We start from the raw sequence: 15468 nt of genomic DNA, 5'->3' as shown, positions 1-15468 counted from the left end.
GCAAGCGGCCGGCGCGCGCCGGTTGAGCGAAGGTTGTCAGCGAACGCTTCAATGATACGGCATTGGGCGATGCGGCAAGCTCGGTGGGAACAATCAGTCGCGAGAATCGCGGAGGGAAAGACGCGCAGCAATAACGGGGAGCAGAACGACGCGCCAGGCCGGAAAAAGCACAGCCGCCGCGAACGCATTCGCGAGGCGGCTTTGCGAGGGCTGCTGACTTATGGAATCGCCGACGCGCTCATTCGGGCATCTTGCGGAAGGAAATTGCAAAGCGGTTCCACGCGTTGATGGCCGACACCAGCAGCGTGAGGTCGACCAGTTCCTCGTCGCTGAAGTGCGGGCGCACGGCTTCCCACACGGCGTCGGGCACATGGTCGTGCGAGATGAGGGTCAACGCTTCCGTCCATTCGAGCGCGGCGCGTTCGCGGTCCGTGAAGAAGGGCGTTTCGCGCCAGGTGACGACCGTCGCGAGACGCCGTTCGGTTTCGCCGCCTTTGCGCGCGTCGGTGGTATGCATGTCGACGCAGAACGCACAGCCGTTGATCTGCGATGCGCGCAGGCGCACCAGCTCGGCGAGCGACTTTTCAATCGACGATTTGCCGATGCGTTCCTCGAGGCCGAGCATCGCCTTGATGGCAGCGGGACCGGCTTTGTAGAAATCGAGACGTTGTTGCATGATTCACTCCTTGCGTTGGTTAGGGCGCATCCGGCAATGCGATGAGTGAATACTAGTCGCCGCACTGGCTTTGAAAAATGGCCATTTATGGCGTTTTTCGGGTAACCACTTTGTGGGCGGGGCGAGCGGACTCGCGACGCGTCAAGCGTCCTTGCTCGCTGTAATGGCATCGTTGCCGCGCCCGCGTCGATTCGGTATGGTGGGTCATCACCTTATCGAAGAGTTTTCGCATGACGTCCGCAGCCGAGCCTGTTTTGCCACCCGGTTCACCGGTCATTCGCACCGACGTGCTGATCGTCGGTGCCGGCCCCGTGGGCCTCTTTGCCGCTTTCGAGGCCGGCGTGATCGGCTTGTCGTGTCATATCGTCGATGCGCTCGGCAAGATCGGCGGCCAGTGTACCGAGCTGTATCCCGACAAGCCGATCTACGACATTCCCGCCATTCCGTCATGTACGGCACGCGAACTCGTGGACCGTCTGCTCGCGCAATGCAAGCCGTTTGATGTGCCCATTCATCTCGAAGAGCGGGTCGAATCGGTCGAGCAGGGCAGCGACGGGCGATGGACCGTGCGCACCGATCGAGGCCTCGTGTTCGACGTCGCGGCCATCCTGCTCGCCGCCGGCAACGGTGCATTCGTGCCGCAAAAGCTGGCGCTCGCCGACGCGGTGCCGCTCGAATCGCGCTCCGTGCATTACAGCGTGCAGCGTCTCGCGGATTTCGCCGACAAGACCGTCGTCGTGGCGGGCGGCGGTGATTCCGCGCTCGACTGGGCGCTCGCGTTGCGCAAGGTCGCGCGGCGCGTCACGCTCGTGCATCGGCGCAACGGCTTCAGCGCCGCGGACTCGAGCGTGGAGCTGATGCGGCGTGCGGTGCAGGCGGGCGAGATGGACTTCGTAGTCGGCGCGATTTCGGCGTTGCAGGCGAACAGCGACGCGTCAGGCAGCGCGCTGAAATCTATCACATTGCGACATATTGAAGGCGAGACCGAACTGCAGGCCGATCAGCTCGTCGTGTTGTATGGGCTGATCGCGGATCTGGGTCCGATAGCGCAGTGGGGCTTGAGCATTCACGGCGGCCGTGTCGATGTCGATACCTCCAACTACGAGAGCTCGCGGCCCGGCATCTTCGCGGTCGGCGACATCGCCAATTATCCGAACAAGCAGAAACTCATTCTGTCAGGCTTTCATGAGGCGTCGCTCGCGCTTCGCAAGGCCTACTCCTATGCGTATCCCGAGCGCAAACGCGTGCATGTGCATTCCAGCTATGACGCGAAGCTCGCCGAGAAAGTGAGCGCGGCCGGCTGAAACCGCGGGACGCTTCGGGAAAATCCGGCAAGACCCGGCGGCGATCGCGCCGGGTCTTTTTTTCCATCACGGAGCGCTATTTTCCTGCCGGTTGGCTGGCGGCTGCTGCCGCGCTGGCCGCTTTCTGTTTTTTCTTCGCCTCATGGTGGCCGATCGCACAGCCGGCTGCGGCGCCGGCCACGCCGTGGCCGCCCGCAACATGTCCGCCGACGCCGCCGACAACCGCGCCTTTGGCGCAGCCCTCGGCATGCGCCGCGGTGTGGATGAACGCGAATGAGGCGACGAGCGCGATCGCGAGAGTGGCATGTTTCAAGGCAAGCTCCTTATGCAGGGTCGAGGGTGTCTCGGGAAGAGCAATCCCGGGACCCGACCCGCGTTCAGTCGCTTGAAAGGTTCGTTTCTTGCCCATCGTTGAGCGCTGCTTGACCCCTGTGTCGGGCACTGCGCGAGGGAGCAGCGCCATCGCGCGTCGGCCCGAAGTCTCGAACACGTTACCGCAGCAGAGCGGCATGCGATGCATCAGGACCGCGCAAACAAAGCTGCAACAGCCACACTAGGCGCGCCTCGCCGCGTCGGCAGCTTTGAACGTGTTCTGCGCAAGCGTTGTTCTGTCGTCCGAAGCTTGCGCCGAGCCTGCACCGCTCGCTTATTTTCTGCACACCGAAAGGCCCGCGGCATCACCGACGATGCGGCTCGGCTGGGTGCTGACGGCAATCGTCGTGCTGGTCGTGCTGATCGTGAGCGGACTGCTTGTGGGGGCCGTGCTCCGCGAGCGCGCCGCTGCGCCGGCGGAAGCAATCGGGCCGGAGGCGGGCGGCCTGCGCTGGATCTACGTGGGCACCGGTGTCTCGTGCATCGCGCTGCTCGGCATGCTCGTCTACGCGATGATGACGCTCGAGTCCGTTGCTTCGCCGGCCTCGCACGCGCGGCTGGTCATTACCGTCACCGCTTACGACTGGTGGTGGAAAGTCGATTACACCGAAGACGCCGACCCCGCACGAAACTTCAGTACGGCGAATGAAATTCATATTCCTGTGGGCGAGCCGGTAAAGGTGCTCTTGAAAAGCGCCGATGTCGTGCACGCGTTCTGGGTGCCGCAGCTGGCCGGCAAGACCCAGACCATTCCCGGCCAGACAAACGAGCAGTGCATTCAGGCCGATCGTCCCGCGCGCTGTCATCGGATGGATGGCGCGGGCGAGCGGCAAAAGTATCCGCGTCTCGCTCGTGCTGCTCGTCGTGGAGGGCGGCGAGAGTCCGCGCACGCAGGGCGGCCCCGAGCCGCACAAGATGCCGTCTTTCGCCAACCGGCTCACCACCAACGAAATGGCCCAGGTGCTCACGTTCGTCCGCAATACATGGGGCAACGCGGCTGCGCCCGTGACATCGCGCGACGTGTCGAAGGTGCGTGCGGCTTTAGGCAAGTAACGCGCGACGGCTTTGCCGGTTTGTTACCGGCACATCGTTTGCTTCTTCATGGCATCGGCGGATGGCGACAGAAAGTCGCGAGGCCCTCAGCGAGGCGGCGCACGGAGCACACGCCGCCCGTGCGATGGCGGCGAGGGGCAGCAAGGGCCGGCGCAACACCGCTAGCCGCCCCATGAGCGCCGTCCTCGCCGCAGAAAAAACCATGAGGGCAACGCGCCGCAAAAGGAGGACATAACAATGATGGACGCGATCTATCTGCTGTTCGGGCAAGGACGAGATCTCGACCCGCTGCAGATGAGCGCGCGCGCGCTGGTCATTTTTCTCGTCGCGCTTGTGTTGATCAGGGTTTCCGGCCGGCGCTCGTTCGGGCAACGCTCGCCGTTCGATTCGGTGGTGGTGATTCTCCTCGGCGCCACGTTGAGCCGCGCGATCGTGGGCGCGTCGCCGTTCGTCGCGACCGTGCTGGCATCGCTCGTCATTGTCGTGTGTCACCGCCTGCTCGCGTGGGTCTGCATGCGCTGGCACGCGGTGGAGCGGCTCGTGGGCGGCGTCGAGCGCGAGGTGTACAGCAACGGCGCCTTCAACGAAAACGAACTGCGCGCCGCGCTGATGACCTCGAACGACGTGCGTGAAAGCGTGCGGCAGAAGCTCGGCTCGCGTTCGCTCGACAAGGTGGCGGCGGCGATTCTCGAGCGTAACGGCGAGGTGAGCGTGATCCGCAAGGAGCCGTGACTATTGCGCAGCCTCACAGGCGCAGGGCAGGCGACGGTCGGCGTCAGCCGCGGCCCCCGCGCGAGATTTCCTCGCCGGCGCCGTGCGGCAGCCGCAGCGTGACCGGGATCGACGCGAACGAGCACAGCCCGACGACAAGAAACGCCGGCCAGAAATCCGACCACATGATGGCTTCATGGCCGTTCAGCAAACGCGACACTTGCAGGACGATGCCGCCCACGGTGACGCCGAGACCGAGCGACATCTGCTGTACGACACTGCCGAGGCTCGTCGCGCGGCCCACGTCGCGGCTCTCGATTTCCGCATAGGTCAACGAATTCAGACTCGTGAATTGCAGCGCGGGGAAAAAGCCGCCGAGCAGCACGACCACCCAGATAATCCACGTCGGCGTGCCGGGGAAAAAGAGCCCGCATGCGGCGATCGAAATGCCCGACAAGGCCGCGTTGACGACGAGCACCGAGCGAAAGCCATAGCGATGCAGCGCGCGCGACGCAACCGCGCGCATGAACATGCCGCCGAATGCCGACGCGCAGGTAATCAGCCCGGATTGGAACGCGCTCATGCCGTGCCCTTCCTGCAGCATCAGCGGCAACAGGAACGGCAGAGCACCGAGGCCGATGCGAAACAGCGAGCCGCCGAGCACGCTCGCCTGAAAGGTCGGCACCTTGAAAAATCGCAGATCGAGCAGCGGCAGCCGCGCGCGCTGCGCATACGCGACATAAAGCAGGAGCAGGACGGCGCCGATGCCGCACATGCCGAACGCGTCGCGATTGGCAATCAGTTCGCCGCCGACGAGCGACAAGCCGAGCAGAAACAGCACCGCGCCCGCCGCCGATAGAAAAAAACCGATCCAGTCCAGCGGCCCGGGATCCGGTTCGCGCGTGTTCGCGATGTGCCGGTTCGTCAGATAGATGCCGAGGATGCCGATCGGCACGTTGATGAAGAAGATCAGGCGCCAGTGCAGGTAGGTCGTGATAAAGCCGCCGAGCAGCGGCCCGGCCGCCGGGCCGAGCATGGCGGGCACGCTCAGATAGTTCATCGCGCGGATGAAATCGGCCTTGTGCACGACCCGGAAGATGATGATCCGGCCGACCGGCACCATCATCGCGCCGCCGACGCCTTGCACGAAGCGGGCGAGCGTAAAGGTGGCGAGGGAATTGGACGCCGCGCACAACAGCGAGCCGGCCACGAAGATGCCGATCGCCGTGCGAAAGACGGTGCGCGCGCCGAAGCGGTCGGCTAGCCAGCCGCACACGGGAATAAAGACGCCGAGCCCGAGCACGTAGCTCGTGACCGCGATTTTCAGCGTCACGGGATCGCGCCCGAAGTCGCGCGCCATGGCCGGCAACGCGGTGACGATGACGTTGGCATCGACGCTTTCCATGAACATCGCGCATGCGACGATCAAAGGCGCAATCAGGGCTTTCTCGGCGACGGTCATGGAACGGGGCGGAGGTGGTCTGTCGCCGGTAAGAGAAGAAGGCACGCAAGAAGCGAGGCGGCAGGCAAGGGGGCATTATTGCACCTGTACGGTGCGGTTTGTTAATACTGCGCTCGTGCATGCGACCCTTTGAGCGCAGCCTCGCAGGGAAGCGGCCGCGCCGGTGTGTTTCTCACGCCACAGGTTTGTTTTTTGTTGCGTTGCGCAATGAGAAGACTATAATCGGGTTATTCCCTAGGTATAAACCCTATACAGGAGCCCGACCATGAACACCGCAACGAACGCCGCATCCGCCCGCAACACTGTCGCCGCCAAGGGCAACTGGCTTGCCAAGCTGCGCGCGCTGGCCCTCCACGCGCTGAACCTGCATCTGCAAAACTGCGCTGTGATTGCAGAAGCGCACCGCCGTCCGCAGTAAGCACGGCGCACGGTCCCGTTGCGGGCCGGCGCGCACGCAGCCAGCCGTTTCCTGCGCAAGGCAGGTGTAGGAACAGGCGAGTCGAATCTGACAGCAGTCAGTATGAAGCAACAAGCGGCGCATTCAGCGCCGCTTGTGTTTTGTAATCCCGTCTGTGGCGCGAGGCTCCGGGTGCAACTCGTCGTGCCGGGCTGCCCACGCTCATCGCCCAAGCTCATTCGCCCGAGCGACGGGCCGCCCGGGCGAGCGTTTGCCGCATTTTCGCGGCTCGCGCCGAAAGCGCGCTCATTACCAGCGCCGTCGACACGAGGCCGACCAGATACAAACCGGCCATCATCCAGTCCTGTTCCGCCATCATCGTTTCTCCCGTCAAGGGCCTCCTTCTTGCGATCAACAGATCGCATCTCCCGAGGCTATTGCTTGCGATTACGGCAGCGGCGGCGAGAAGCTTGAGTAAGATCCGTTGGCACCTCGCGAAATCGCCGGCTCCTCCCGGCACGCATGAGCTCATGCCGAAATGTTCGTTCGCCGCGCATGATTAGCGTTTAAACTTCACCCCCCTGAGCTTCGAGGCCGGCCGGCAGGCGACGGGTTGTGCCGGGTTGTGCCGTAAGGGCGCCGCTTATATGGGCCGTCGGCCCAGGTTAAACCCCGCCGCAATGCCCCGCACTGTCAACCTTTTGATCGGCATGCCGTTATCCAGTTGTAATCACCGAAGGCGGCCTGGCGGCAGACGGCCCGCCGCCGCGACAGCTGACAGCTCCACGCAAGGCCCGCATTGACCATGTTCCATCGATATAAGAACAAATTCGACCGGCTAGGCGCGATGTTCGTCCGGGCATCGAAGGCGCCCGGCATCAGGGGATTGCTTTCGCCCGTGCTCGCGCTCGGCATCGGCGGGCTGCTGCTGGTCGTGCTTCAGCATCTCTCGCAGGCGGTCGATTACCGCTCGGTGATGCACGAGCTGCGCCGCCTGACGGCCCGCGAATGGACGGCCGCGCTCGGCGCCACCGCGCTGAGTTATCTGGCGCTTGTCGGACGCGATGCCGTGGGCCTGCGCTACCTGGGCGCAAGCGTGCCGCGGGCGGCGCTGTGGATCGGCGCAACCGCCGGTTCGGCGCTCGGCAACGCCACCGGATTCGGCGCGTTGACGGGCGGCGCGGTGCGCGCCCGCGTCTACGGCGCGGCGAGCATCACGCCCGCGCAAATCGGTCGCATGACAGTCTTCACGAGCGTCTCGCTCGCGCTCGCACTCGTCCTGATGACGGCGCTCGGCATGGTGTGCGTGGCCGGCCTGCTTGCGCCCATGCTGCATCTGTCGTCCACCACCGTGCGCTGCGTGGGCGCGCTGCTGCTCGCCGCGCTGGTTGTGCTGGCGGCCGCCTGCCGCGTCGAGACGCGCGCGGTCCGCACGCGCTGGCCGTGGCTTTCCTTCGACATTCCCGCGCGCCGCGACCTGCTCGAACAGGTCGGCCTCGCGGTCGTGGACGTGGTCGCCGCCGGCCTCGCGCTGTGGGCGTTGCTGCCGCATGCGGACGTGAGCTTCGTCACGTTCATCACCGTGTATGCCGCCGCCATGCTGCTCGGCATGATCGGCCACACGCCCGGCGGCGTCGGTGTGTTCGAAGCGGCCATGGTGTTCACGCTGAACGGCAGCGTCGCTACCCAGCAGATGGTGGCTGCGCTGCTCGCGTATCGCGCGATCTATTTCGGCGCGCCGCTTGTCGTCTCCGCTGCATTGCTGGCCGGGTTCGAAGGCCGCGCGCTGAAAGGCCGGCTGCCGTTGCGGCAGGCGGCGGGCGCATCGAAACTCGCGCCGCTCTTCCTGAGCCTCGTCACGTTCGTGGTCGGCAGCATGCTGGTGATTTCCAGCGCCACGCCCGCGTTCTGGCAGCGCCTCCATATTCTTCGCGACGTGCTGCCGCTGTGGGTGCTCGAAAGCTCGCAAATGCTGTGCAGCGTGCTCGGCGTGCTGCTGTTGTTCGTCGCGCGCGGCTTGCTGCGGCGTCTGGATGCCGCGTGGTGGATGACTTTGCTGCTGGCGGTGCTGAGCCTCGCGTTGTCGCTGACCAAGGGGCTGGCATTCGTCGAAGCGGGCGTGCTGTGCATGCTGATCGTGCTGTTGCTTGCGACGCGACGGCGCTTCAATCGCCATTCGTCGCTGTTTGCCGAACGGTTCACGGCCGGCTGGCTCGTCTCGGTGGCGATGGTGCTGATGCTCGCCACGTGGGTGATGCTGTTCGCGTTCCGCGATGTGCCTTATACGCGCGATCTCTGGTGGCAATTCGCCTTCGACGAACGCGCGCCGCGCGCGCTGCGCGCGACGCTGGCCGCCAGCCTCTTTGCGGCGACGTTCTCCTTCTGGCAGTTGCTGCGGCCCGCGCCGGGCCATTTCGTGAAGCCCGCGCCGGAAGATCTGCAGGACGCGGCGCGCATCGTGCGCGCGCAGGAGCGCAGCGACGCAGGGCTCGCCTTGATGGGCGACAAGAGCTTTCTGTTTTCCGAGTCGCGCGAGGCGTTCCTCATGTACGCGAAGTACGGCCGCACGTGGGCCGCGCTGCACGATCCGGTCGGTCCGCGCGAGGAGTGGGCGGGTCTCATCAGCAAGTTCGTTGCGCTCGCCCATGCGCACGGCGGCCGCGCCGCTTTCTATCAGGTGCGCGCGAACGCGTTGCCGCTGTATCTCGACGCGGGTCTGTCGCTCATGAAGCTCGGCGAGGAAGCGCACGTCGTGCTCGACGATTTCGACCTCAAGGGCTCGCATCGCGCGCATCTGCGCTATGCGCTCAAGCGCGGCGAGCGCGACGGCTTTACCGTCGAAGTGATCGATCAGGCGGACGTGCCGGCGTCGCTCGAAACGCTGCGCGGCATTTCCAACGGCTGGCTGAATAGCCGCGACGCGCGCGAAAAGAGCTTCTCCGTCGCGGCTTTCACCGACGAATACCTCGCCGCGCAGTCCGTCATGCTGGTGCGCCAGCACGGCGAGCCGGTCGCATTCGTCACTTTCATGACGACCGACCTGAACACCGAAGCCACAGTCGGCGTGATGCGTCACGTGGAAAGCGCGTCGCCGTACGCCATGGAATATCTGTTCACGCAACTGGCCCTGCATCTGAAGCAGGCGGGTTTCCGCTCGCTCAGTCTCGGCATTGCGCCGCTCTCGGGCATGCAGCCGACGCCGCTCGCGTCGCGCTGGCACCGGGTTGCCGGCATCGTGTGGCGCTTCGGCGGCCGCTTTTACAACTTCCGCGGACTGCGCGCTTTCAAGAGCAAGTTCCAGCCGCATTGGGAGCCGCGCTATCTTGCGGCGTCGGGTTCGGTGGGCGTCGTGTTCACGCTCGCGGACCTGTCATTGCTGGCAGGAGGCCGGCGTTCATGACTTTGCGTTCGTTTTTGGGGCTCGCCGTCGCGGCGAGCCTCGTGACTTGGAGCACGCTCGCCCACGCGGCAGCCACCGCTTCCTCCACCACCATTCCCGGCGGCCGTTACGGCAACGTCACAGTGACGCAGCCGGTGGGTCCGCTGCGCGGCTTCGTCGTGCTTTATTCGCAGGCGAGCGGCTGGAGTTCAGCCGATCAACACAGCGCGGACGAGCTCGCCAAGGCCGGTGCATTGACCGTCGGCGTGGATACCGCGCGGTATGCGGCGAATCTCGCGAGCAACGTCGGCGCCGCTCCCGGGCAGAAGAAAGAAGCCTGCCATCAACTCGTGGGCGACGCCGAAGCGCTGAGCCATCAGCTCGAGCGGCAGTCGCAGTCGAGCCATTACTTCGCGCCGATCGTCGCAGGCACGGGGCAGGGCGCGACGCTCGCGATGCAGGTGCTCGAACAGGCGCCGTCGAACACGATTGCCGGCGCTGTCGTCGTGGATGCGGAGCGCACGCTCGATCCGCGCTTTCAGCCATGCCCGCCCGATGCGACGATCATTCGCGACAAGATTCCGGGCTTCGTCGAAAAGGCGACGACGGGCAGCGCCGACCGCGCGCGTCTCGTCGCATTGATCACGCCGCATCTGCAGACCGTCTCGACGCACGACGACGACCTCTCCGATCTGCCGCTCATCGAGTTGCCCGCGGCGCATCCGAACGGCCTGATGGCGATTGTCATTTCCGGCGACGGCGGCTGGCGCGACCTCGACAAGACCATCGCGCAGGCGCTGCAGAAAGACGGCGTATCCGTGATCGGCTGGGACAGCCTGCGTTACTTCTGGAGCGAGAAGCCGCCCGCGCAAACCAGCCGCGACCTCGCGCGCGTGATGCAGACCTACAGCGCGCGCTGGCATGCCGAGCACATCGCGCTGATCGGCTATTCGTTCGGCGCGGACGTGATGCCGTTCGCGTATAACCGCTTGCCGGAGGCGTTGCGCGCGAAAGTGTCGCTGATTTCGTTGCTCGGCTTTGCGCCGGATGCCGATTTCCAGATCCGCGTCGGCGGCTGGCTCGGCATGCCCGCGAGCGACAAGGCGTTGAAGGTGCGCCCGGAGCTCGCGCGCGTGCCGCCTCACATCGTGCAATGCGTCTACGGCGAAAACGAAGAAGACACCTTGTGTCCGGCGCTGACGAAGACCGGCATCGAGGTCATCCGCACTTCCGGCGATCATCACTTCGGCGGCGATTACAACGCGCTCGAACGGCGCATTCTCAGCGCGTTCAAAAAACAGAGCGGCGTGCACGACTGATTCAAACGGCGCCTCGTGCGCCGTTTGCTTGACGGCTAGCAGGCTCGCGACTCGCTCACCGGCCGTGCAGCGTCGCGCAATCCGCACGTTGCCGGGTGGGTTCAATCCAGCGCTTCAAACCTGATCTACGCAGAACGACACCCGCGCCATTTGCCCGACACCGAACGCGGCGCCTGCGCGCGTCAACGGGCCTTGCGGGCCCGATCGCGCTTTGCGAGCGCTATCGCACATATAGCGGCGCTGCCGGCTTTTATGATCCTTTCAAATCCTTCAGATTCGACCGACCGTGTCACCTCCCGGTCAGTCGAGCTGCAAGGCGCCGTTCCGTCCATTCTGGTTGTGACATTCTGCTGCGATAACGCAGCACGCCGTCGCGCAGTGTCGCTGTGCGGCGGTGTGCTTTCGACATGACGGGCAGTGGCCATCGCACGGTGAGCGCCGTGCGCGGCGTGTCCGTGCATGCGCCACGCGAGGCCGTGAATGCTGGATTTCCTTTTCTTCGACACTGCCGCGCGCGAGCCCGAGCGGCGCGCGCTGTGGGTCGACGAACAACTGTACTGCTACGGAGATCTCGCTGCGCGTGCCGGGCGCATCGCGGCGGGGCTGAACTGCGTGATGCCTCGCGACGGCGCGCGCCGCTGTCTCTTGTTCGCGCACCGCAGCGTCGCCGCGTATGCCGGCTTGCTCGGCATCATGAGGGCCGGGCTCGCGTACGTGCCGCTCAATCCGACGGTGCCCGCGGCGCGCATTGCCGCGACCATCGAACAGTCGAAGGCGCCGGTGCTGCTGGTCGACCGGCGCTGCTCGGCCCGGCTCGACGAAGTGCTGTTGCTGCTGGACGAATGCCCGGCCGTCTTTTTTATCAGCGACGAGGACGCGCCGCACAGCACGTGCGACGCGCGCCAAGCGTGCTGCGCGGATCATTGGCCGCGGCTGCCCGACATGTCGAATGCGGCGCGGCCCGCCGCTTCGCGCACGCCGCACGATCACGCCTATGTGCTTTTCACATCCGGTTCGACCGGCGCGCCGAAAGGCGTGCCGATCTCGCATGCGAACGCCTCGGCGTACGTGGCCGGGCAACTGCAATTGCTCGGCCGCGAGCCCGACGCGCGCCACGCGCAGTTTTGCGAGCTGTCCTTCGATCCTTCGGTGCACGACATGTTCGTGTGCTGGGCCAACGGCGCCTGCCTGTATGTGCCGGCAACCGCGGAGCCGATCTATAACGCGGGCTTCATCCGCGAACATGCGATCACCCATTGGAGCAGCGTGCCCTCGGTGGCCGCTTTCATGCAGCAGTTGCGCAAGCTCCAGCCCGACGAATTTCCGGGTCTGCGCGTGACCTGCTTCGGGGGCGAGGCGCTGCCGCGTTTCGTCGTAGAGGCGTGGCAGCGGGCCGCGCCGAACAGCCGGATTTTCAACGTCTACGGTCCCACCGAAACGACGATCGCGTGCGCGGCGTTCGAAGTCACGCCGCAGTTTCTCGCGCAATCGTCGCAGGCCACGATGCCGCTCGGGCAAGCCGTGCCCGGCATGGAGATGCTTATCGTCGATGCCGTGCTTTCACCGGTCGCGCGCGGCGAGAGCGGCGAACTGTTGATCGGCGGGCCGCAAGTGGCGGCGGGCTACCTGCGCGCCGACGAGCCGAATAATCGCCGCTTCGTCGAACGATCCTATGCCGGATACCGTTCGTCGCGCTGGTATCGAAGCGGCGACGCCGCGCGCGAAGTCGCCGGCCACGGCGTCGTGTTTCAAGGGCGCCTCGACACGCAGATCAAGATTCGCGGCAACCGGGTCGAAATCGAAGAAGTCGAGCAGGTGATTCGGGCCTGCAGCCGCGCCGCGTTTTGCGCGGTGATTCCATGGCCCGTCGACGAAACCGGGCGAGCCGACGGACTGATCGCGTTCCTCACCGGCACGCCGGTCGACGCGGCGCATGTCGTCTCGGGCTGCCGCCAGCGGTTGCCGGCCTACGCGGTGCCGCAGCGCGTGATCGCGCTCGACGCGATGCCGCTCAACGCGAACGGCAAGGTCGATAGAAGGGCGCTGGCGGCGCATTGCGTGAGCCGCAATGCGCTCATCTGAGAAGCAGACAGTCTGCGCGACGGCGACGTTCGAGCGCCGCGCGAGCCTCCACACATCCGGGGAAAAATGAATGAAACAACATGTGCGCCGCATTCTTCATGAGACAGCCTGCCTCGACGTCGCAGTCGAGACGCTCGGCGATGACGACGATCTCTACGCCGCCGGTTTGTCGTCGCTCGGCACCGTGCGCGTGATGATGGCCGTGGAGGAGAGCTTCGCGATCCACATTCCGGGCCCGTTGATCACGCACGCCATGTTCGCGAGCATTGCGGCGCTCGCCGGCGTGATTGCCCAGCTCGTGCCGGAGGAGTCGCTTGCGGCGCGTCCCTGAGGCGGCGCGAGCGCGACCTGCCACGACGATCATGGCCACGATGACACCGGTGACGTTCGACGGCTGCTTCGGCTGGCTGCACCGGCCGAAAGACTCGCGCGCCGCCGCTTGCGTGGTGCTGTGCAATCCGTTCGGCTATGAGGCGCTGTCCGCCTATCGCGGCGCGCGCGAGCTCGCGGACGCGCTGGCCGCGAGCGGGGTCGCGGCACTGCGCTTCGACTATCCCGGCACGGGCGACTCGAGCGGCAACGAGGACGATCCGTTGCGCTGGCGCGCGTGGCTCGACAGCATCAAGGCGGCGGTGACCCTGCTGCGCGAGGAGAGCGGCGCGTCGCGCGTCACCTTGTGCGGCCTGCGTCTTGGCGCGACGCTCGCCGCGCTTGCCGCGCACGAACTGGGCGGCGTCGACGACCTGGTATTGTTGATGCCGGTTATCTCGGGCAAGGCTTACATCCGCGAACTGGAGCTTCAGCATCACACGTGGCTCGGCGCGCAACGCGCGCTCGGACTCGAACTGGAGGAAGAGCCGTACGGCACCGTCGGCGCCCATGGCTTCAGGCTCTATCGGGACACGCTCGCGCTGCTCGCGAACGTCGATCTGGAACGACCCGCCGAATCCGGCGATGCAGCGGGCGGCGAGCGACTTGCCCGCCGCGTGCTGCTGCACGACATCAACGACAGCGCGCGCTTGCGCAGACTCGCGGCCCGCTATGAAGCGCTCGGCGCACAGGTGCAGGTGCAGTTTTTCGGCGAGTACAGCAAGCTTTTGCTGAATCCGAGCTACAGCGAGCCGCCGCGCCGCGCGTTCGACGACGTGTTGCACTGGCTCGGCGCGACGGTGCGAACGGCGCCCACCGCGCCGCCGACCGCGCGGCTCGCGTCGGTCGCGCCGGTGGCCCAGGGCGCCCACGTGGAGGTTGCCGACCCCGCGGCATCCGCTAGCCTTATTTTCGCGGACGGGCGCGAGACGCCCGTGATGTTCGGCGGCTACGCAGGCGTGCTGTGCGAGCCGCAGCGCGCACTTCATACGGCGCCGGCGGTGCTCTTCGTCAACTCGGGCGGCGTGCACCGGATCGGCGACGGTCGCTTCACCGTGCTGATGGCGCGGCGGCTCGCCGCGCAGGGCCTCGCGTCGCTGCGCATGGACCTGAGCGGCCTTGGCGACAGCGTGCGCCGCGACGCGGCGCTGACACTCGACGCGGTCTATTCGACATACGCGATCGACGACGCCTGCGCGGGCATCGACTGGCTGACGGCCGCCGGTTATCCGAAGATCGTCATGGCGGGCGTGTGCAGCGGCGCCTATGTGAGCCTGCATGCCGCGCTCGCGCGTGCGGCCGTCGTTGGTTGCGTGTGCATCAATCTGCCGTTTTTTACATGGGGCGGCGCGCGCGTGCGGCCAGGCGCACAGTATGTCGCGTCGAGCGAAGTGTATCGGCGGGCCATGCGCAATCCGCGCAAGTGGGTGCGTCTGTTGAGCGGCCAGGCGAATGCGCGCGCGATCACGCTCGAACTTGCGCGCCGTCTTTCGGCACGCGTCGCCGCGCGCGCGGGCGCCGTGCTCGAAGCATTGCTCGGCGCGCGCACGCCAGGCGGCGCGATCCGTCGACTCATGTTCGAACTGGAGCGCAAGGCCGTGCAAACGGCGCTGCTGTACGGCCCGCTCGACGAGGGCCTCGACGAACTCGACATTCACTTCGGTCCTGACGGCACCCGGCTGCGCAAACGAAAGAATGTTTCAGTGAGGAAGGTCGGCAAGGTCGATCACGCGCTTTTTTCACGCGGCGCGCGCGACGCGATGATGGCGCAGTTCGAACTGTTCCTGCGCGAACGCGTAGTTGGGACGCGCGGCGAATCGACCGCGGCTGCGCGCGGTGCGCGGGCACTCCAACCGGGACCGGAACCGAGGCGGCAGCCCAGGCCGCAGCGCCCCTGACGCGCCATTGACAAATCGTCACAAGTCAACGATGATCGGACGCATGAACTGCCTCGACATCCGTATTGCGCTGATTATTAGCATCATTCATCGAATGGTGGGTTAGCGCGCGTCTGATTGCAGTCACACATAACCCGCCCCACGAGGCGGGTTTTTTATGTCCGCTTGCTCCGCCTCCTGGTCGACTTTGATGCCACGTCCTTGCCGCACAGGAGCCTGCCTTGCTGTTACGCGAACCCGCACCGCTTGCTGAAGCCGTCGACGCTGTCGCGCTTCGTCACGACTACCTGAAAAAAACCCTCACCGCGCGCGTCTACGACGTGGCCCGCGAGACCGAGCTCGAACGCGCGCCGCATCTGTCGGCGCGTCTGCGCAATCCCGTCTATCTGAAGCGCGAGGACAACCAGCCGGTGTTCTCGTTCAAGGTACGCGGCGCGTACAACAAG

At 65.7% G+C, this 15468-nt stretch carries 13 protein-coding genes and 1 pseudogene; 10 read left to right on the top strand and 4 right to left on the bottom strand.

The genetic code is table 11. The features are described 5' to 3' along the window. Positions 1–238 precede the first annotated feature (238 nt). Positions 239–676, bottom strand: a complete 438-nt coding sequence (locus HV711_RS20990; protein ID WP_013588201.1) for a carboxymuconolactone decarboxylase family protein — start codon at positions 674–676, stop codon at positions 239–241. Positions 677–906: 230 nt separating this feature from the next. Between HV711_RS20990 and HV711_RS20985 the strand changes: the two genes are divergently transcribed. Next, on the top strand, positions 907–1980 hold the full coding sequence (locus HV711_RS20985) for an NAD(P)/FAD-dependent oxidoreductase (protein WP_035479792.1): 1074 nt from the start codon (positions 907–909) through the stop codon (positions 1978–1980). Between the two features lie 76 nt (positions 1981–2056). On the opposite strand, the gene HV711_RS20980 is transcribed toward HV711_RS20985, so the two are convergent. Next, positions 2057–2293: a hypothetical protein gene (locus HV711_RS20980; RefSeq protein ID WP_013588203.1), complete on the bottom strand. Its 237-nt coding sequence runs from the start codon at positions 2291–2293 to the stop codon at positions 2057–2059. A gap of 268 nt (positions 2294–2561) precedes the next feature. Here HV711_RS20980 and HV711_RS34090 point away from each other — a divergent pair. Together HV711_RS34090 and HV711_RS20965 are read left to right on the top strand one after the other, a co-directional pair. Next, positions 2562–3405 (top strand): annotated as a pseudogene (locus HV711_RS34090) (hypothetical protein). A gap of 237 nt (positions 3406–3642) precedes the next feature. Then, positions 3643–4137, top strand: coding sequence for a DUF421 domain-containing protein (locus HV711_RS20965; RefSeq protein WP_028362384.1), 495 nt, complete (start codon positions 3643–3645; stop codon positions 4135–4137). A 43-nt stretch (positions 4138–4180) separates the two neighbouring features. Here HV711_RS20965 and HV711_RS20960 read toward each other — a convergent pair whose 3' ends face one another. Beyond that, the gene (locus HV711_RS20960; RefSeq protein ID WP_035479796.1) at positions 4181–5578 is read right to left on the bottom strand and encodes an MFS transporter; all 1398 of its coding nucleotides are present in this window, start codon (positions 5576–5578) and stop codon (positions 4181–4183) included. A 265-nt stretch (positions 5579–5843) separates the two neighbouring features. On the opposite strand from HV711_RS20960, the gene HV711_RS20955 reads away from it, so the two are divergent. Beyond that, positions 5844–5996, top strand: coding sequence for a hypothetical protein (locus HV711_RS20955; protein ID WP_013588207.1), 153 nt, complete (start codon positions 5844–5846; stop codon positions 5994–5996). Between the two features lie 214 nt (positions 5997–6210). Here the strand turns inward: HV711_RS20955 and HV711_RS20950 are convergent, their stop codons facing one another. Next, positions 6211–6354, bottom strand: coding sequence for a hypothetical protein (locus HV711_RS20950; protein ID WP_013588208.1), 144 nt, complete (start codon positions 6352–6354; stop codon positions 6211–6213). Positions 6355–6822: 468 nt separating this feature from the next. Here HV711_RS20950 and mprF point away from each other — a divergent pair, with 468 nt between their 5' ends. The 6 genes from mprF to HV711_RS20920 all read left to right on the top strand — a co-directional run. Next, positions 6823–9375: a bifunctional lysylphosphatidylglycerol flippase/synthetase MprF gene (gene mprF, locus HV711_RS20945; RefSeq protein ID WP_244142714.1), complete on the top strand. Its 2553-nt coding sequence runs from the start codon at positions 6823–6825 to the stop codon at positions 9373–9375. Continuing rightward, positions 9372–10673, top strand: coding sequence for a virulence factor family protein (locus HV711_RS20940; protein ID WP_035479802.1), 1302 nt, complete (start codon positions 9372–9374; stop codon positions 10671–10673). The genes mprF and HV711_RS20940 overlap by 4 nt, the downstream gene beginning before the upstream one ends. 480 nt (positions 10674–11153) lie before the next feature. Next, a complete protein-coding gene (locus HV711_RS20935) occupies positions 11154–12755 on the top strand; it encodes an amino acid adenylation domain-containing protein (protein ID WP_035479805.1) in 1602 nt (533 codons plus the stop codon). Between the two features lie 70 nt (positions 12756–12825). Beyond that, positions 12826–13086, top strand: a complete 261-nt coding sequence (locus HV711_RS20930) for an acyl carrier protein (protein WP_013588212.1) — start codon at positions 12826–12828, stop codon at positions 13084–13086. A gap of 31 nt (positions 13087–13117) precedes the next feature. After that, the gene (locus tag HV711_RS20925; protein WP_051224036.1) at positions 13118–15022 is read left to right on the top strand and encodes an alpha/beta hydrolase family protein; all 1905 of its coding nucleotides are present in this window, start codon (positions 13118–13120) and stop codon (positions 15020–15022) included. A 221-nt stretch (positions 15023–15243) separates the two neighbouring features. After that, on the top strand, positions 15244–15468 hold a 225-nt coding region (locus HV711_RS20920), incomplete at its 3' end, for a pyridoxal-phosphate dependent enzyme (RefSeq protein ID WP_254604840.1).

Origin of the sequence: Paraburkholderia phenoliruptrix (assembly GCF_902859825.1) — a bacterium.
GTDB classification, from domain to species: domain Bacteria; phylum Pseudomonadota; class Gammaproteobacteria; order Burkholderiales; family Burkholderiaceae; genus Paraburkholderia; species Paraburkholderia phenoliruptrix.
This window is presented reverse-complemented; position numbering and strand designations above follow the sequence as displayed.

Excerpts from the sequence above, each read along its gene's own strand:
- HV711_RS20940 (WP_035479802.1), top strand. The coding sequence starts at position 9,372 with ATGACTTTGCGTTCGTTTTTGGGGCTCGCCGTCGCGGCGAGCCTCGTG.
- HV711_RS20960 (WP_035479796.1), bottom strand. The coding sequence starts at position 5,578 with ATGACCGTCGCCGAGAAAGCCCTGATTGCGCCTTTGATCGTCGCATGC.
- HV711_RS20955 (WP_013588207.1), top strand. The coding sequence starts at position 5,844 with ATGAACACCGCAACGAACGCCGCATCCGCCCGCAACACTGTCGCCGCC.
- mprF (WP_244142714.1), top strand. The coding sequence starts at position 6,823 with ATGTTCGTCCGGGCATCGAAGGCGCCCGGCATCAGGGGATTGCTTTCG.
- HV711_RS20985 (WP_035479792.1), top strand. The coding sequence starts at position 907 with ATGACGTCCGCAGCCGAGCCTGTTTTGCCACCCGGTTCACCGGTCATT.
- HV711_RS20990 (WP_013588201.1), bottom strand. The coding sequence starts at position 676 with ATGCAACAACGTCTCGATTTCTACAAAGCCGGTCCCGCTGCCATCAAG.
- HV711_RS20965 (WP_028362384.1), top strand. The coding sequence starts at position 3,643 with ATGATGGACGCGATCTATCTGCTGTTCGGGCAAGGACGAGATCTCGAC.
- HV711_RS20925 (WP_051224036.1), top strand. The coding sequence starts at position 13,118 with ATGGCCACGATGACACCGGTGACGTTCGACGGCTGCTTCGGCTGGCTG.
- HV711_RS20930 (WP_013588212.1), top strand. The coding sequence starts at position 12,826 with ATGAAACAACATGTGCGCCGCATTCTTCATGAGACAGCCTGCCTCGAC.
- HV711_RS20935 (WP_035479805.1), top strand. The coding sequence starts at position 11,154 with ATGCTGGATTTCCTTTTCTTCGACACTGCCGCGCGCGAGCCCGAGCGG.
- HV711_RS20950 (WP_013588208.1), bottom strand. The coding sequence starts at position 6,354 with ATGATGGCGGAACAGGACTGGATGATGGCCGGTTTGTATCTGGTCGGC.